13 protein-coding genes are annotated in these 15,682 nt (G+C 42.2%); 3 read left to right on the top strand and 10 right to left on the bottom strand.

Annotated features, from left to right (window positions below; all coding sequences use genetic code 11):
• Positions 1-2 precede the first annotated feature (2 nt).
• The 9 genes from murG to mraZ all read right to left on the bottom strand — a co-directional run bounded on the left by murG (position 3) and on the right by mraZ (position 10,941).
• Positions 3-1,142, bottom strand: a complete 1,140-nt coding sequence (gene murG / locus QTN47_RS00315; protein ID WP_369327302.1) for an undecaprenyldiphospho-muramoylpentapeptide beta-N-acetylglucosaminyltransferase — start codon at positions 1,140-1,142, stop codon at positions 3-5.
• Between the two features lie 37 nt (positions 1,143-1,179).
• Complete coding sequence (locus QTN47_RS00310) at positions 1,180-2,472, bottom strand: FtsW/RodA/SpoVE family cell cycle protein (protein WP_369327301.1); 1,293 nt, start codon at positions 2,470-2,472, stop codon at positions 1,180-1,182.
• Between the two features lie 197 nt (positions 2,473-2,669).
• Positions 2,670-4,028, bottom strand: coding sequence for a UDP-N-acetylmuramoyl-L-alanine--D-glutamate ligase (gene murD / locus QTN47_RS00305; RefSeq protein ID WP_369327300.1), 1,359 nt, complete (start codon positions 4,026-4,028; stop codon positions 2,670-2,672).
• 66 nt (positions 4,029-4,094) lie between these two features.
• Complete coding sequence (gene mraY, locus QTN47_RS00300; protein WP_369327299.1) at positions 4,095-5,414, bottom strand: phospho-N-acetylmuramoyl-pentapeptide-transferase; 1,320 nt, start codon at positions 5,412-5,414, stop codon at positions 4,095-4,097.
• Between the two features lie 73 nt (positions 5,415-5,487).
• Positions 5,488-6,951, bottom strand: a complete 1,464-nt coding sequence (locus QTN47_RS00295) for a UDP-N-acetylmuramoyl-L-alanyl-D-glutamate--2,6-diaminopimelate ligase (RefSeq protein WP_369327298.1) — start codon at positions 6,949-6,951, stop codon at positions 5,488-5,490.
• A gap of 16 nt (positions 6,952-6,967) precedes the next feature.
• A complete protein-coding gene (locus QTN47_RS00290; protein WP_369327297.1) occupies positions 6,968-9,085 on the bottom strand; it encodes a PASTA domain-containing penicillin-binding protein in 2,118 nt (705 codons plus the stop codon).
• A 51-nt stretch (positions 9,086-9,136) separates the two neighbouring features.
• Positions 9,137-9,505, bottom strand: coding sequence for an FtsL-like putative cell division protein (locus tag QTN47_RS00285; protein WP_369327296.1), 369 nt, complete (start codon positions 9,503-9,505; stop codon positions 9,137-9,139).
• Between the two features lie 41 nt (positions 9,506-9,546).
• Positions 9,547-10,473 (bottom strand): 16S rRNA (cytosine(1402)-N(4))-methyltransferase RsmH, encoded by a 927-nt coding sequence (rsmH, locus tag QTN47_RS00280; RefSeq protein WP_369327295.1) that lies wholly within the window; start codon positions 10,471-10,473, stop codon positions 9,547-9,549.
• Between the two features lie 9 nt (positions 10,474-10,482).
• Entirely contained in the window at positions 10,483-10,941 is a 459-nt protein-coding gene (gene mraZ, locus QTN47_RS00275) for a division/cell wall cluster transcriptional repressor MraZ (RefSeq protein WP_369327294.1), read from the bottom strand.
• A 213-nt stretch (positions 10,942-11,154) separates the two neighbouring features.
• Between mraZ and QTN47_RS00270 the strand changes: the two genes are divergently transcribed.
• On the top strand, positions 11,155-12,426 hold the full coding sequence (locus tag QTN47_RS00270) for an S-adenosylmethionine:tRNA ribosyltransferase-isomerase (protein WP_369327293.1): 1,272 nt from the start codon (positions 11,155-11,157) through the stop codon (positions 12,424-12,426).
• 76 nt (positions 12,427-12,502) lie between these two features.
• On the opposite strand, the gene QTN47_RS00265 is transcribed toward QTN47_RS00270, so the two are convergent.
• Positions 12,503-13,846: a sensor histidine kinase gene (locus QTN47_RS00265; RefSeq protein WP_369327292.1), complete on the bottom strand. Its 1,344-nt coding sequence runs from the start codon at positions 13,844-13,846 to the stop codon at positions 12,503-12,505.
• A 128-nt stretch (positions 13,847-13,974) separates the two neighbouring features.
• On the opposite strand from QTN47_RS00265, the gene QTN47_RS00260 reads away from it, so the two are divergent.
• Together QTN47_RS00260 and QTN47_RS00255 are read left to right on the top strand one after the other, a co-directional pair.
• Positions 13,975-14,526: a YqgE/AlgH family protein gene (locus QTN47_RS00260; protein ID WP_369327291.1), complete on the top strand. Its 552-nt coding sequence runs from the start codon at positions 13,975-13,977 to the stop codon at positions 14,524-14,526.
• A 161-nt stretch (positions 14,527-14,687) separates the two neighbouring features.
• Positions 14,688-15,644: an NAD(P)H-dependent flavin oxidoreductase gene (locus QTN47_RS00255; protein WP_369327290.1), complete on the top strand. Its 957-nt coding sequence runs from the start codon at positions 14,688-14,690 to the stop codon at positions 15,642-15,644.
• Positions 15,645-15,682 lie beyond the last annotated feature (38 nt).

The following is a 15,682-nucleotide window of genomic DNA, read 5'->3' as shown; positions in this document are numbered from 1 at the left end:
TGTTACATAAATTCGATGATTGCTTTCGCAATTTTTTCATCAGCATCTGTAATAGCCAAAGCTGCTATGTTATACTTTAACTTCTCCTGCAAAGCATCATTCTTTGCTAAACTTAATATTGCAGGAAACAACTTTCCTTTAGCCTCTTCATCCTTCACCATCATCGCGGCATCCTTATCCACGAGTTGTTTTGCATTCACCGTCTGATGATCTTCTGCAGCATAAGGAAACGGGACAAATATCACCGGCTTCTTCGCAACGCACAATTCCGTCACAGCCATTGCACCAGCGCGTGAAACAACAAGATCTGCTGCAGCATAAGCCTTATCCATCTCCACAATAAAATCACTCACCCAAACATTTGAAAAACTTCGTCCTCTATTCCTGTATAATTCAGCGCCATTTTTACCGGTCTGCCAGATCAACTGAAGATCCAGTGGCTCCAGGTCCTGCACGTGTGACGCAACAACATCGTTGATCGTTTTTGCACCAAGACTTCCCCCAACCACAAGAATGGTCTTTTTATCCTGTAATCCGAAAAAAGCCAGCGCCTCTTCCCTGGAAACATCTGCGTTCGCAATATTCTTTCTAACAGGATTGCCTGTTATCAGGATCTTTTCTGCAGGAAAAAATTTCTCCATTCCCTCTACGGCTACAAATATTTTTGTAGCAGCCCTACCCAAGAGAATATTGCTTTTTCCCGCAAAAGAGTTGCTTTCATGTATGAAAGTGGGAATCCCTTTTTTTTGCGCAAACCGCAATACAGGAAAACTTGAATAACCACCGACACCGATAACGGCATCAGGTTTAAATCTGCCCACAATAGCTCTTACCTGGTAAAAGCTTTTAATGAGCTTGAACGGCAAGCCTATATTTTTTAACAAAGAACTTCTGTTAAATCCGGCGATATCTAATCCTTCAATTTCGTAACCCGCTTGTGGAACTTTTTCCATTTCCATTTTACCCTTCGCACCAACAAACAGAATAGCAGCATCAGGCAATTGCTGCCTCAATGCGTTAGCAATGGCTATGGCCGGAAAAATATGTCCGCCCGTGCCACCTCCGGCAATTATGAAACGCAATTGTTTTTGCTTTGCCGTGCTCTTACTTCTACTTTCTGTCTGAACCTCGTCAGCTATCATAAACCGCTTGTTTTTTATTATTCTCCTCCCCTTCTTATTAAGCAGCCGTCGCAACTTTTGCATTGGAGTCAGCAGGAACAACATCCTTTCCTTCCATTTGCTCTACGTTTCTTGCAACGCTTAAAATAATTCCAATGGATGCACAGGTAAAAAGAAATGAACTACCTCCCATACTCACCAGTGGTAACGTAACCCCGGTAACAGGAACCAGGTTAACATTCACCGCCATATTTGCAACCGCCTGTATAACTAAAGTGAAGCTTAATGCCAACGCAAGAAACGCACCAAAAGCATACGGGCACTTTCGAAATGTTCTTATACATCTGAACAGGAACAACAGGTATACAAATATGATAAACGTCCCTCCCAGTAATCCATACTCTTCTATTATAATAGAAAAAATAAAGTCATTATAAGCCTGCGGCAGATAATTACGTTGCATACTATTCCCCGGACCAAGACCAAACAAAACACTTCCGTTTGAGATAGCGATCTTTGCCTGTTGCACCTGGTAGGGAACATCCTCATCACCTGCATAGATATAATCCTGCACACGCTTAACCCACGTACCGAAACGGCCAAATGAATGCAGGCTTTCTACAACTGTTGATTTATCTTTCTTTGATTCGGCTTTTGCACCGTCGTAAGTACCAACAGCAACACTCACAATCAACAGCACGGGGATTAATGCAACACCTATTACCAATAGAATATGCTTGAAACTTACGCGCCCGATAAACAACAACAAAAGTGATGTAGCGCCCGTAAGCAAAGCATTTGACAAGTTAGCCGGCATGATCAGTGCGCAGGTGATTGCCACTGGAATAATGACGGGCAAAAAACCTTTTTTGAAATCCTTGATCACTTCCTGCTTACGGCTTAATTGTCTCGACACATACATAAACAGCGCAAGCTTTGCGAAGTCACTGGTTTGTATGGTAAGATTGATTACCGGCAGTTTAATCCAGCGACTACCTTCATTTATCTCCGCACCAAAGAACAATGTGTAAAACAACATTGGAACTGAAATAAGATAAAGGATGAGTGATATTCTTGAATACAAGGTATAATTCACCCTATGCAAAAAATAAATCACCAGGAAGCCTATTACAATAAAGGACAGTTGCTTAAACAAATACACTTCCGTGTTGCCTTTATATAATTTATATGCCAAAGAGCCGGTAGCACTGTAAACCACGAGCAACGATGTTAGCGCCAGCAGTATTACAATGCCCCATATGTATTTATCTCCACGGGTTTTGCGGCCAAGGCCTTTACCAAAACCCCTGAAAGAATTCTCAAGATTATCTATGTTCACAAAATCACTCATGGTTGTGCTTTTTGCTGTCAGCTATTAGCTTTCAGCGTTGGGTTTCAGGTATCAGGTATCAGGTTTTAGGTTTTAGATACCAACCATTCACCTTTTACAGACTATTCAGAAATCCTTAACTACTATTTCCATTCTGTTACTATCAAATCAGAAATCAGACATCCTTAAATCAACATCAGACATCAAAAAATCAGCGATCAGAGATCCTTCACCGCGTTTTTAAACTGCGTTCCTCTTTCAGCGTAATTCTTAAAGAGGTCGAAACTTGCGCATGCAGGACTTAACAAAACAACATCGCCTTTTGCAGCCAGTTCAAATGATTTGGTTACGGCATCTTTAGCACTTGCCGTATCTACAATAACAGGCACTTTACCTTTAAATGCTTCATGGATCTTTTCATTGTCAAGTCCCATGCAAACAATAGCCTTCACCTTTTCTACAACCAGGTCTTCAATCAGGGAGTAATCATTGCCTTTGTCTACACCACCGAGGATCAGTATGGTGGGCTTGTTCATGCTTTCAAGCGCATACCAGGTGCTGTTAACATTCGTTGCTTTGCTGTCGTTAATAAACTCAACGCCTCTAACCGTAGCGACATGCTCCATGCGGTGCTCCAAAGCTTCGAAGTTGGTAATTGCATCTCTGATCTTTTCCTTTCTTATATCCAGCGTTGAGGCTGCTATTCCTGCTGCCATTGTATTACTTTGGTTGTGTTTACCTTTTAGAGCAAAATCGTAGATGCTCATACTTACGCGTTCTTCCTGAATTCTTATCATCATCTGGTCTCCTTTAATGTATGCGCCCTTTTTTATTTCTTGTTTCATAGAAAATGGCAATAGGTTAATATTAAGGTGTAATGTCTGTAGTTTTTGTTCGATCACTTCGTCATCAGCATTGTAGATGAAGTAATCACCTGGTCTTTGATTTTCAATGATCCGAAACTTGCTGTCGATATAATTTTCAAACTTGTAATCGTATCTGTCCAAGTGATCTTCCGTGATATTCAGCAAAACAGCAATGTCCGGCCTGAAATCAACAATATCATCCAACTGAAAAGAACTTATCTCTGCTACGTACAACTGTTTGGGATCTTCGGCCACCTGCTTCGCAAATGAATAACCGATATTTCCTACAAGTGCACAGTCTAAATCCGCGGTTTTACAAATATGGTAGATCAAAGAAGTAGTCGTACTTTTTCCGTTGCTACCGGTTATCGCTACTATTTTACTATTTCCTTTGAACCTGTATGCTAATTCAATCTCACTAATAACCTCAATACCTTTTGCACGGATCTTTTTCACCATTTCGTTCTTCTCCGGTATACCCGGACTCTTCATTACTTCATCCGCTTCCAATATCTTCTCTTCAGTATGTTTTCCTTCCTCGAATGCTATTCCGTTATCAATGAGCTCTTTTTTATAATTATCTTTTATTGCACCACCATCGCTCACAAAAACCTCATAACCATTCTTCTTTCCCAGCAATGCCGCGCCAATTCCGCTTTCTCCTGCCCCCAGCACAACCAGCTTATGTGCTTTTGCCGCGTTTTGTTCCATAATTGTCTTCTCTTAAATAGTTGACATTGAATTTTAGTTTAAACGACTGCATTTGCCAACAACGTACTACCTGATCTTCAGGGTTACAATTGAAAACAACACACAAAGCAGTGTTATGATCCAGAACCGCATTACAATCTTATTCTCGTGATATCCTTTTTTCTGGTAGTGGTGATGCAGCGGACTCATTAAAAACACACGCCGTCCTTCTCCGTACTTCTTTTTGGTGTATTTAAAGTATGTCACCTGTATAATCACACTTAAATTCTCTACAAGGAATACGCTGCAGAAAATTGGTATCAATAATTCTTTTCTGATGATGATCGCCAAAGAGGCGATAATTCCACCCAAAGCCAGGCTTCCAGTATCGCCCATGAATACCTGTGCCGGGAAAGTGTTGTACCAGAGAAATCCGATACATGCACCAACAAATGCGCCGATAAAAATGGAGAGCTCCGCCAGGTTCGGGATGTACATTACATTCAAATAGTCCGCGATTCTATAGTTACCACTCACATAAGCAAATATGCCAATACCTGCGCCGATGAAGGCACTCACGCCGGCGGCCAACCCATCAATACCATCTGTAAGGTTCGCACCATTTGAAACCGCAGTGATAATAAACGTTACGATAAGAATGTAGATGATCCATGTATATTTCTCTGCACCTTCTCCAATCCAGCTGATCAGTTTGCTATAGTTGAACTCATGATTCTTTACAAAAGGAATGGTCGTAATAGGTGTTTTAACTCTTGCAAAACGTCTTTGCTCACCATCAATTGTTCTTATTACAACGTTGCTATCCTTCGCCAGTTTCTCGCCACTATGGACAATAGATGTAACATTTGTGGATGGCGATGCCAGCTCTCTTTCTACTACCACTGTGTTATTGAAATAAAGTGTGGCGCCGATAATGATACCGAGACCTACCTGCCCGATGATCTTAATAGTACCTGCCAGACCATCACTGTCTTTCTTTTTATAACTCTCACCTCGCGCCTGTGCCGCCTTCCTGGCTTTGAGCTTAAAGTAATCATCAAGAAAACCGATCACTCCCAACCAAACGGTGCACAAAACCATTAACCTTACATATACTTTGCTTAAGTCTGCGAACAACAGTGTTGGGATCAGTATTGCCAGCAGGATAATGATCCCTCCCATTGTAGGAGTTCCCTTCTTTTGCTGTTCTCCCGTCAAACCAAGATCCCTGACTGCTTCACCAATTTGCCTGCGCTTTAGCAGATTAATGATGCGTCTGCCGTAAACCGTTGCAATCAAAAGAGATAACAGTATTGCCATAACAGCCCTGAACGTGATGAACTGGAACAGTCCCGCACCGCTCATATTAAACTCTTGTTTCAACCAATTAAATAAACTGTATAGCATAAAATGTATTAACTCTCTTGCGCTTTATTTTTTGTTGTGTCTTATAAACTAAATCTGTGAATCTCTTCCGGACTTACTTCTCCAGCAATTCAAACATTTCTCTCAAAATCGCTTTGTCATCAAACGGATGCTTCACGCCGTTGATCTCCTGGTATTTCTCATGCCCCTTGCCTGCAACAAGGATGATATCTTCAGGATCTGCAAGACTAACGGCAGTCTTGATCGCTTCTTTTCTATCCAGTATGGAAATTGCTTTTCTTCTTGCCGCACTGTTCAATCCTTCCTCCATGTCTTTCAAAATAGCTTGCGGGTCTTCAGTTCGCGGATTATCGCTTGTCAAAATAACCCTGTCACTTAGCTCTGCGGCAGTGCTTGCCATGATCGGGCGTTTTGTTTTGTCCCTGTCACCACCACAACCAACAACCGTAATCACTTTCTCGCTTCCCTTGCGAAGCTTTTTAATGGTGGCCAGCACATTCTCCAACGCATCCGGTGTGTGTGCGTAATCAACGATACCGATAATCTTCTGCCCGCTGATCATGTAGTCAAATCTTCCTTCTGCGCTACTGAGGTTACTTAGCACGCGCAACACTTCATCGCTGTTTTCACCTAAGCAAATTGCCGCGCCATATATTGCGAGCAGATTATAAGCATTGAACTCACCAATCAGCCGGAAATGCACTTCTTTATTATTGATGGTCATTTGGAGACCGGTCAATGCATTTTCTAAGATCTTGCCTTTGAAATCGGCGATATTTTTAAGACTGTAGTAATATTTTTTTGCGGGCGTGTTCTGCAACATAACGGTGCCGCGTTTGTCGTCAAGATTTGAGATAGCAAATGCATCTCCGCTCAATCCATCAAAAAAACTTTTCTTTACCCTGATGTATTCATCAAATGTTTTGTGATAATCAAGGTGATCATGTGTGATGTTGCTGAACAATGCACCTGTAAAATGCAAGCCCGTAATTCTATGCTGGTGAATTGCGTGACTGCTGCATTCCATAAACACATGCGAGCAACCAGCTTCTACCATTTGATGCAGCAACGCGTTTAAGCTAACTGCGTCAGGCGTTGTGTGTGTTGCCGGAATTATTTCTTTTCCAACCTGGTTTTGCACAGTGCTAACCAACCCGCATTTAAACCCTAATTCAGTAAACAGCTTATACAGAATAGTTGCGATAGTGGTCTTACCATTCGTTCCGGTTACACCTACCAGCTTTATTTTTTGAGAAGGCTCATCAAAAAAATTGTGCGACATATAAGCCACTGCCTCATGCGTATTGTTCACCTGCAAATACACAACCCCATCAGCAAATGAGGAAGGCATGGTTTCACAAACAATGGCGGTGGCGCCCAGCTCAACTGCTTTCTCTATGAAAGCGTGGCCATCAGATTTTTCTCCACGTATTGCCACAAACACATCGCCTTTTGCCACCTTCCTGGAATCTATCTGGATGCCATTTACATTTACATCAGTAGAACCGTTTACAGATTGCAAACGAACCTTATATAATATGTCCTGTAGTTTTTTCAATCTCTCTTATGTTATATTAATTCAGCAATAGTTGTACTTGTTGTCCTTTGGCAATTGCCTGACCCGCTGTCACCGATTGGCCTATTACTTTTCCGCGGCCCTTCACATTCACTTTCAATCCCGCTGTTTCACACAGGTAAATCGCATCTTTCAAACCTAACCCCATTAACTGGGGCATCTGGTTATTAGGTACGTTATAGCCGGACATTTGCGCACCACTGTTCTGCTTGCTCATCTTTCCTATCGTTACATCGCTGCTTCCTGAATCCTGCACACTGATACCCAGGTTTGAAGTAAGAAATTTCATATCCTCGTACAATCCGCCATAGTTGTAAGCGATGCTGTCATTCTTTGTAACCGAAGCATATTGAACCTGGTTCTTCTGTCTTACGTACAGCGTGTACAAACGATCTGCTATTTCTCTGAACACCGGACCCGCAACCGCTGCTCCATAAAACTTCGCGGCAAAAGGTTTGTTCTTAACAACAACCACGCAAGTGTATTGCGGATCATCCGCAGGAAAATAACCGGCAAATGACGATTGATAGATGCGGTCCGCATAACCTCTTGTACCATTTGCCACCAGCGCTGTACCAGTTTTACCGGCAACAGTATAAGGCGCATCTTTAAACAAGGTTTTCGCCGTACCTTCAATACATACACCTCTTAAACATTCTTTTAAAAGAGCTACAGTTGCATTGCTGCAAATTTTTTGTCTTAAAACAACCGGCGCATTCTCTTTAATAGCCACACCATCTTCTTTTACACTTTGCAACAAATAAGGCTTTAACATTACCCCGTTGTTGGCGATTGCATTGTACAACATAGCTGTATGCATCGGCGTAATCAGCAGGTTATAACCAAAAGCCATCCACGGCAATGTGGTGTTGCTCCAGTATTTGCTGCCCGGCTTGTCAATGAACGGTCTTCTTTCCCCCGTAAGATCAATCCCTGTTACACTATCCATTCCAAGTTTCTTCAGGTGATTTACAAATAATGATGGCGTTGAACTATAATTATTATAAACCAGTTTCGCCATACCAACATTCGAACTTTCTTCAAACGCTCTCTTGGTTGACACTTCATTCAGACCATGCTGTTCACTATCGTAAACCGTTCTTCCTGCTACCTGCCAAACGCCTCCCCCAAGATTTACTGATGTATTTAAATTTGCCTTTTTATCTTCAAGCAGCGCTAACATCGTTGCGAGCTTGAAAGTAGATCCAGGCTCCGTTGGTGTTAAAGCATAGTTGAAATCTTCCCAATAATTGCCATCCGGTCTTTTACCGAGATTGGCTATCGCCTTAATTTTTCCGGTTTTCACCTCCATCACAATCGCACACCCATGTTCAGCCTCGTTGCTGATCATCATTTTCATCAGCGCATTCTCTGCAATCTCCTGGATGTGAACATCAAGCGTAGTAACAATGTCTTTTCCATTCTCCGGTTCAACCTGGTAAGCATCATCCACCGGAACACTTACACCACCAGCTATATATCTTACCAGCCTTCTTCCGGTAGTTCCTTTCAAAACCGTATCATACGTTTGTTCAAGACCTACTTTTTGTGCATTCTCCCTGTCCAGCCCGATGGTTCTGTAAGCCAGCAATTGATACGGATTCAATCTTATGCTCTTCTTGTCCGCAATAAAACCACTCTTGTTTTGCCCTTGCCTTACTAATGGAAACTGCCTCAATTGCTGGTACTCACGAAAACCAATTTTCTTTCTCAACAAAAAGTACCTGCTTTTATCACGATACCCCTGCTGCAACATCTTCTTATATTCAGCTTTGCTCTTATCTTTAAAAAGATCAGCCAGACAATAACTCAAAGAATCTACATTCTCGCGGAAACGCTTGCCACTTTTCTGACGCAAACCATCCGCCATAAAATCTATATATACATCAAACTGGGGAATACTCGTACTCAACATCTGGCCGTCCTCACTATAAATAGTTCCCCTGTCCGCGTCAATCTCTTCAATCTTTTGGTGAAGGCTATCGCTCATTCCCCGCCAGTAAGCACCCTGGATCTGTTGTATGTAAAAGGCCTTGCCAAGAACCACTACACAAACCACAGCTACTGCTATATAGCCCAGGTACACACGCCATAATATGTCACGTTTTACTTCCACTAACCTCTTCTCTGTTTTAGAGGAATTAACCTCTGTTCTATTAATTTCTTCTTACTGTTTATTATCTCTTTTCTCCAATGTAATGCGCATCGGCGGCTGATCAGAAAGTTGCAAACCCAGCGGTTGTGCAGCTTTTATTAATTCAGCTTCACGACTCTTAAACATCACTTCACTCTTCAACGTTTTATATTCATACTGCAGTTCTTTTAACTGCCTTGCCGTACGGTTTATATCTCTTATTGTTTTATCAGCCATGTGGCCGTTTGCTATGTACAACACTGCCAGCAAGGCGAGGAAAAAGAAGAACGGAATATTCTTCGTGATCCAGTCATAGCTGAACAGGTTCTTCAACGCGCCCGGCTGCTTTTCCTGTTTAACTTCCGGTTGTTCCTGTACAACTTCTTCTGTTTTACCCTCCATTTCAAATTTCTTTTAGATGATGTTATACTTAATTACCGTGGTTATTTTCTTTCAGCCACTCTTAGTTTAGCACTGCGTGATCTTGGGTTTCTTTTTGTTTCCTCTGCTCCCGGCACTATCGGTTTCTTTGTTATGATCTTCAATGGATTCTCCTTCCTTACAGTTTCAAAAGGGTTGTCAACCTGCTCTTCAAATGTTCCCTGCTTAAAGAAGCTTTTTACAATCCTGTCCTCTATTGAGTGGAAAGTGATGATTGCAACTCGGCCATCCTGGTTCAGCACATCCGGCAACTGTTGCAACATTTCTTTCAGCGCTTCCATTTCCTGGTTCACTTCTATCCTCAAAGCCTGGAACACCTGGGCCAGGTACTTATTGGGATTGCCTTTTACGACCGGCTGCAACATTGCTTTAAAGCCTTCAATGGTTTTTAACGATGTTTTAGCCCTGTTCTGTACAATATGTTTTGCTAAAGTTTTTGAGTTAGTCACTTCGCCATACATCTCAAATAACTTGTGCAATTGCGCTTCAGTATAAGTTGCCAGTACATCCGATGCAGTTGTAGGCAATCTCCTGTCCATTCTCATATCCAGCGGACCGGCAAATCTTGTCGAAAAGCCACGCTCACCTTCATCAAACTGGTGACTGCTCACTCCCAGATCAGCAAGAATCCCGTCAACTTTGGGATAATTGTGCAATCTCAAAAAGCGTTGTATGTGCCTGAAATTCTGCGGAACAAATATTACACGTTTGTCATCCGGCAAATTCTGTTGTGCATCGGCATCCTGATCAAAAGCAATCAGCCTGCCTTCTTCATTCAAATTTGCCAGAATTCCCCTGCTATGTCCGCCTCCTCCAAAAGTGCAATCCACATAAACGCCGGAGGGCTTTATGTTCAAAGCCTCGAGACATTCATTATATAAGACCGGAATATGGTATCCAGAATCGTTTGGTGATTGTTGATTATCCATAAAGCCGTTTTATAAATTTTCGTTTACACCACCCATAACTTCTGCAGCCAGTGCACTAAATGCTTCAGAAGAGAACTCTTCAAAGAACTGTTTGTATTTTCCTGCATCCCAAATATTGATCTTGTCAATGTTTGCTGCTAACACTATATCCTTCGTTAAACCGGCAAACTCCTTCAAAGAAGGCGGAAGCAACATTCTGCCTGCGCTATCCAGTTCAACTTCTGTTGCACCACCGAGAAATAACAGCTTGAATTGCCGTACTTTCGGATCAAAATCATTCAGTTTGGATATTTTGGCGACAATACCTTCCCAGGTATTAATGGGATATAAATTGAGACATTTCTCAAATCCGCGGCTGATCACAAAACGGCTTTCCCCTTCCGGAAGCTGTTTTTTTAAAGCTCCGGGTAAAAGAAAACGCCCTTTTGTGTCCAAAGTGGCCTCATATTCACCTAGAAAACCAATCATTTATGCGGATTTGAAGATTTGCTCCATTTAATAACACAAAATAACACTTTTTCCCACTTTTGTCGGGCATTTTGGATGCATCATTTTATCCACATCTATAATTTTATGTAAATGGATGATTGTCTGCTACTTAAAAGCACTTCAGCGTTCCCCGGACTGCTTAAACTGTGCATTAGTGTGGATAACATGTGAATTTCTCCGCAATTATTTAAAATGCAGGATGTTGAAAAGCCATTCTATTTTTGCGAAATGCATCCAAAAGATTTATCCATTCATGATTTTTCATACGATTTACCCGAAGAAAAGATTGCGGCCTACCCGCTGAGCAAGAGAGATGAGAGTAAATTGCTGGTGTACCGGAATGGTGATATCACCGAAAGTCATTATTATGATTTAGATACTTTTTTACCCGAATCATCACTGCTGATTTTTAATAATACCAAAGTAGTAGAAGCCAGGATCATTTTTAAAAAACCGACAGGCGGAGCGATTGAGCTTTTTTGCCTGGAACCTGACGACACCTACCACGATGTTACTACTGCCATGCTGCAAAAAGGAACGGTTAAATGGAAATGCCTGGTAGGCGGTGCAAAAAAGTGGAAAGAAGGGGCATTGGAGAAAATCATTGCATTTGACGGCAGAGAACTAACATTAAGTGCAGCCAAACTTGTTCAGCACAGCGATTATTTTCTGATAGAATTTAGCTGGAACGATAGCGCTATTTCTTTTGCTGAGGTTTTACATCACGGAGGGATATTACCTCTTCCTCCATACATGCACAGGACAGCCGAAGAAAGCGACAATGAAAGATACCAGACTATTTATGCCAAACACGATGGCTCAGTGGCAGCTCCAACAGCCGGCCTCCATTTTACAGAAAGCCTGTTTGAAAAATTTGAGAAGAAAAATATTCAGCGCGACTTTGTCACCCTGCATGTTGGCGCCGGAACCTTTAAACCGGTGAAGGCTGACACCATGAAAGGCCACGAGATGCATGCAGAGTTTATAGATGTAAGAGATGAATTGATCAGAAACCTTCTTTCGCACTTAGACAAAAATATTGTTGCAGTCGGCACAACTTCGCTACGCACCATTGAAAGCCTTTACTGGCTTGGATTGAAAACAATTTTGCATCCGGACACTTCTCCGGAAGATCTGCATATCACCCAATGGGAACCCTACGAACTTCCTCACGAGAACGTGACTGTAGCGGACGCTTTAACATCCTTGCTATCATGGATGAAAAAAAATGAAGCCGAAAGACTTATTACCAAAACGCAGATCATTATTGCACCGGGCTATGAATTAAAAGTAGCCAAAGTGCTCATCACAAACTTTCACCAGCCGCAATCAACATTATTATTATTGGTTGCCGCCATTGCCGGTGATGACTGGAAGAATATTTACAAATATGCACTTGAAAATGATTTCAGGTTTTTGAGTTACGGGGATGGATGCTTAATAAGTGTAAAGCCTAAAGCTTAAAGCCCAAAGCGGAAAGCCCAGAGTACAAACCTGATACCTGAAACCTGATACCTGAAAGCTAATAGCTAATAGCTCCTCAGTCTTTCCGCAGAGGAATTTCTATCGTGAAGGCACTGCCTTTGCCTGGCGTACTGTCTACTTTAATTTTTCCCTTGTGTGCATCAACGATGGTCTTAACGTAGCTCATGCCAAGACCGAAGCCTTTTACATTATGCACATTGCCGGTATGCGCGCGATAGAATTTTTCGAAGATGCGCTTAACGGTTTCTTTGCTCATACCAATACCGTTGTCCTCAATACGGATCACGAGGTTTTTGCCGGTGCTGTGCGTAGATACCCGCACCACCAGGTTTTCCTTGGAGTATTTTACAGCGTTATCAACAAGATTGTTAATCAGGTTCGTAAAATGAACTTCATCCGCAATGATATTATCATTGGCTGCGTTCAGCAGCAATTCTGAATGTGCATTTTTCTCCTGGAGCTGCAGGTTGAAATTATCCATGACAGTGTGGATGATCTCATGAGCATGGATATCGCGCATGTTCATTTTTATATCCTGGCGTTCCATCAAACCGGCCTGCAGAATAGTTTCTACCTGCTTGTTCATCCGCTTGTTTTCCTCTTTAATTATCCCGCTGAAGTACGACATTTTATTTCGGTCGTTCTGCACTTTTTCATTTTTAAGCGCATCCACAGCCAGAGATATCGTAGCCAGTGGCGTCTTAAATTCATGCGTCATATTATTAATGAAGTCACTCTTTATCTCACTCAACTTTTTCTGATTCAACATTGTTTTAAGAGTAAGATAGAATGCAGCGAGGATAATGATTGTAAAGATTGCGGCAATTATGACGAGCCAGGTAAGCGAACGCCAAAGCTGTTTTTTAAAATCGGGAAGAACGATCCAGAGATTTTCATATGCAGAGATACTCGCCAGGTAATTGGAATTGTCGCCGGCAATGGGCACAACAATCTGGCGGGCGCGGGTGGAATCCAAAATCAGTGACATAAAATTTTTGGATTGCATTTCTACCACATAGTCATCATAATCTGAGGTTATGCCAAATTCAAAATCCAGCTTTTTAAGGCCTTTGTCTTGTTTTATCAGGGCCTTCAAAATCTTATCATGTATTTCATAATCCGTAAATCTTTGAGCGACAGTAGCCTGTTTGGCAAAATTCATCGGAAAATTATCGTGCGGGAGCTGAAGACTGGGACGCCGGTTTGAACGCATTGTGGGCCCCATGGATGGTTGCGTACTCACGTCCTGGGCAACTGAATACATTGCCCTGGTAATATTGTCAAACAATCTCTGCTCCTGAACCTGTAATACATTCCGGAACCAGGATACCTGGATGGCAAAAATGCCAAATAGGGCGAGCGTAATTAAAATAACGATTACAGGTAAAGTCTTCTTCATTGCGGCAAAAATAGTTGAACGTTTCTAGCTGTTATTGTTTAATTCTGTGATTTTGTCATCGTTTTAACAGCTATAAATATCTGGATAATTAATTTCATGTTTGGCTTTAAAAGCGCTAATTTAATACTATGGCAAATCTATCATCCGGAAAAATACTTATAGCCGATCCTTTTTTGAAAGATCCGAATTTCATGCGAACCGCGGTTTTTCTTTGTGATCACCAGGATGAAGGAAGCATTGGCTTTATAATGAACCGGCGATACAATAAAACTGCCGGCGAACTGATCCTGGATCTGGAAGGATGCGATTTTCCGGTTTACTTTGGAGGCCCTGTTCAAACGGACACCATACATTTTCTGCACCAATCACCTCAATTTATCACCGGCGGCATTGAAGTTACAGATGGCATTTACTGGGGTGGCGAATTTGAAGAAGTTGTTGAAGCCATCAATCTCGGCAAGCTGACAGATCAAATGATTCGCTTTTACCTGGGATATAGCGGCTGGGGCGATGGACAATTAAACGGCGAAATGAAAGAAAAAAGCTGGCTGGTGACCGACGGCAATAAAAGACTCGTCTTTTTTCCTGACGAAAACCAGATATGGAGAGAAGCGTTGAAACAATTGGGCGGAGAATATGAACAGCTGGTGAACTACCCGATAGATCCACAGTTGAATTAGCTGTCAGCAGGCTAATATCGCTGATCTCAGATTTGAGGATCGCTGATTTCTTTAGGTGCATCACCAAAATTGTATCCGATATTCCAATCTGCTGACAATCTCGAATTTTCTGATCGACTTTTAGATCCACACATCAGAGATCATCACATCAGACATACATCATGGTTTATCCTTTTTCCAACCGGGTTACCCGTCTATTTAATATTGAACTGCCTATAATACAGGCCGGCATGGTTTGGGCCAGCGGATGGAAACTTGCCAGTGCGGTTAGTAATGCTGGTGGACTAGGGCTGATCGGCAGCGGAAGTATGTACCCCGATGTCCTGCGACATCATATTCAGCAATGCAAACATGCAACAGACAAACCCTTCGGTGTTAACCTGCCTCTTTTATATGCAGATGTTGAGAAACACATACAGGTAATTATTGAGGAAGATGTAAAAATAGTGTTCACTTCGGCCGGGAATCCTGCAACATTTACACCGTTTTTTAAAGAACGCGGTATTACCGTTGTACACGTTGTAAGCAGCAGCAAGTTTGCTAAAAAGGCCGAAGCATGCGGATGCGACGCGGTTGTTGCGGAAGGCTTTGAAGCTGGCGGACATAATGGTAGAGAAGAAACAACTACTATAATATTAACTCCCGCAGTTTGCGACGCCGTGAATATTCCGGTTATCTCTGCCGGGGGTATTGCAACCGGCAGACAAATGTTTGCGGCAATGGCATTGGGAGCCGAAGGCGTACAGATAGGAACACGTTTTGTCTGCAGCAGCGAAGCATCCTCTCACCTGCATTTTAAACAGGCAATAGTCACATCTGAAGAAGGAGACACGATGCTCAGCCTAAAAAAAATTGTACCTGTGCGACTCCTTAAAAATCATTTCTTTGAACAAGTGAGGGCTGCTGAACTAAGCGGCGCCGATACTGATTCCCTGAAAGAATTATTGGGACGCGGGCGTGCAAAAAAAGGAATGTTTGAAGGCGAATTAGAAGAGGGTGAGCTGGAAATTGGCCAGGTTAGCTCCATGATTAAAGACATAAAACCTGCGAAAGAAATCATAGAAGAAATCTGGAATGAGTTTCTCGACAGGAAAAAAGCATTAACAAGCCTCGTTTAAGCGCTCATTAATTGTTCAATCATAGGAACAAATGCAGT

Origin of the sequence: Danxiaibacter flavus, assembly GCF_041060425.1 — a bacterium.
GTDB classification, from domain to species: domain Bacteria; phylum Bacteroidota; class Bacteroidia; order Chitinophagales; family Chitinophagaceae; genus Danxiaibacter; species Danxiaibacter flavus.
The sequence above is the reverse complement of the archived record's forward strand: the minus strand, read 5'-3'. Positions and strand labels throughout refer to the sequence as shown.

Bases quoted from the DNA above. Each gene is read 5' to 3' on its own strand.
- murD (WP_369327300.1), bottom strand. From the start codon at position 4,028: ATGGAACAAAACGCGGCAAAAGCACATAAGCTGGTTGTGCTGGGGGCA.
- QTN47_RS00255 (WP_369327290.1), top strand. From the start codon at position 14,688: ATGGTTTATCCTTTTTCCAACCGGGTTACCCGTCTATTTAATATTGAA.
- QTN47_RS00270 (WP_369327293.1), top strand. From the start codon at position 11,155: ATGCAGGATGTTGAAAAGCCATTCTATTTTTGCGAAATGCATCCAAAA.
- mraZ (WP_369327294.1), bottom strand. From the start codon at position 10,941: ATGATTGGTTTTCTAGGTGAATATGAGGCCACTTTGGACACAAAAGGG.
- QTN47_RS00310 (WP_369327301.1), bottom strand. From the start codon at position 2,472: ATGAGTGATTTTGTGAACATAGATAATCTTGAGAATTCTTTCAGGGGT.
- QTN47_RS00265 (WP_369327292.1), bottom strand. From the start codon at position 13,846: ATGAAGAAGACTTTACCTGTAATCGTTATTTTAATTACGCTCGCCCTA.
- QTN47_RS00260 (WP_369327291.1), top strand. From the start codon at position 13,975: ATGGCAAATCTATCATCCGGAAAAATACTTATAGCCGATCCTTTTTTG.
- rsmH (WP_369327295.1), bottom strand. From the start codon at position 10,473: ATGGATAATCAACAATCACCAAACGATTCTGGATACCATATTCCGGTC.
- QTN47_RS00285 (WP_369327296.1), bottom strand. From the start codon at position 9,505: ATGGAGGGTAAAACAGAAGAAGTTGTACAGGAACAACCGGAAGTTAAA.
- mraY (WP_369327299.1), bottom strand. From the start codon at position 5,414: ATGCTATACAGTTTATTTAATTGGTTGAAACAAGAGTTTAATATGAGC.
- murG (WP_369327302.1), bottom strand. From the start codon at position 1,142: ATGATAGCTGACGAGGTTCAGACAGAAAGTAGAAGTAAGAGCACGGCA.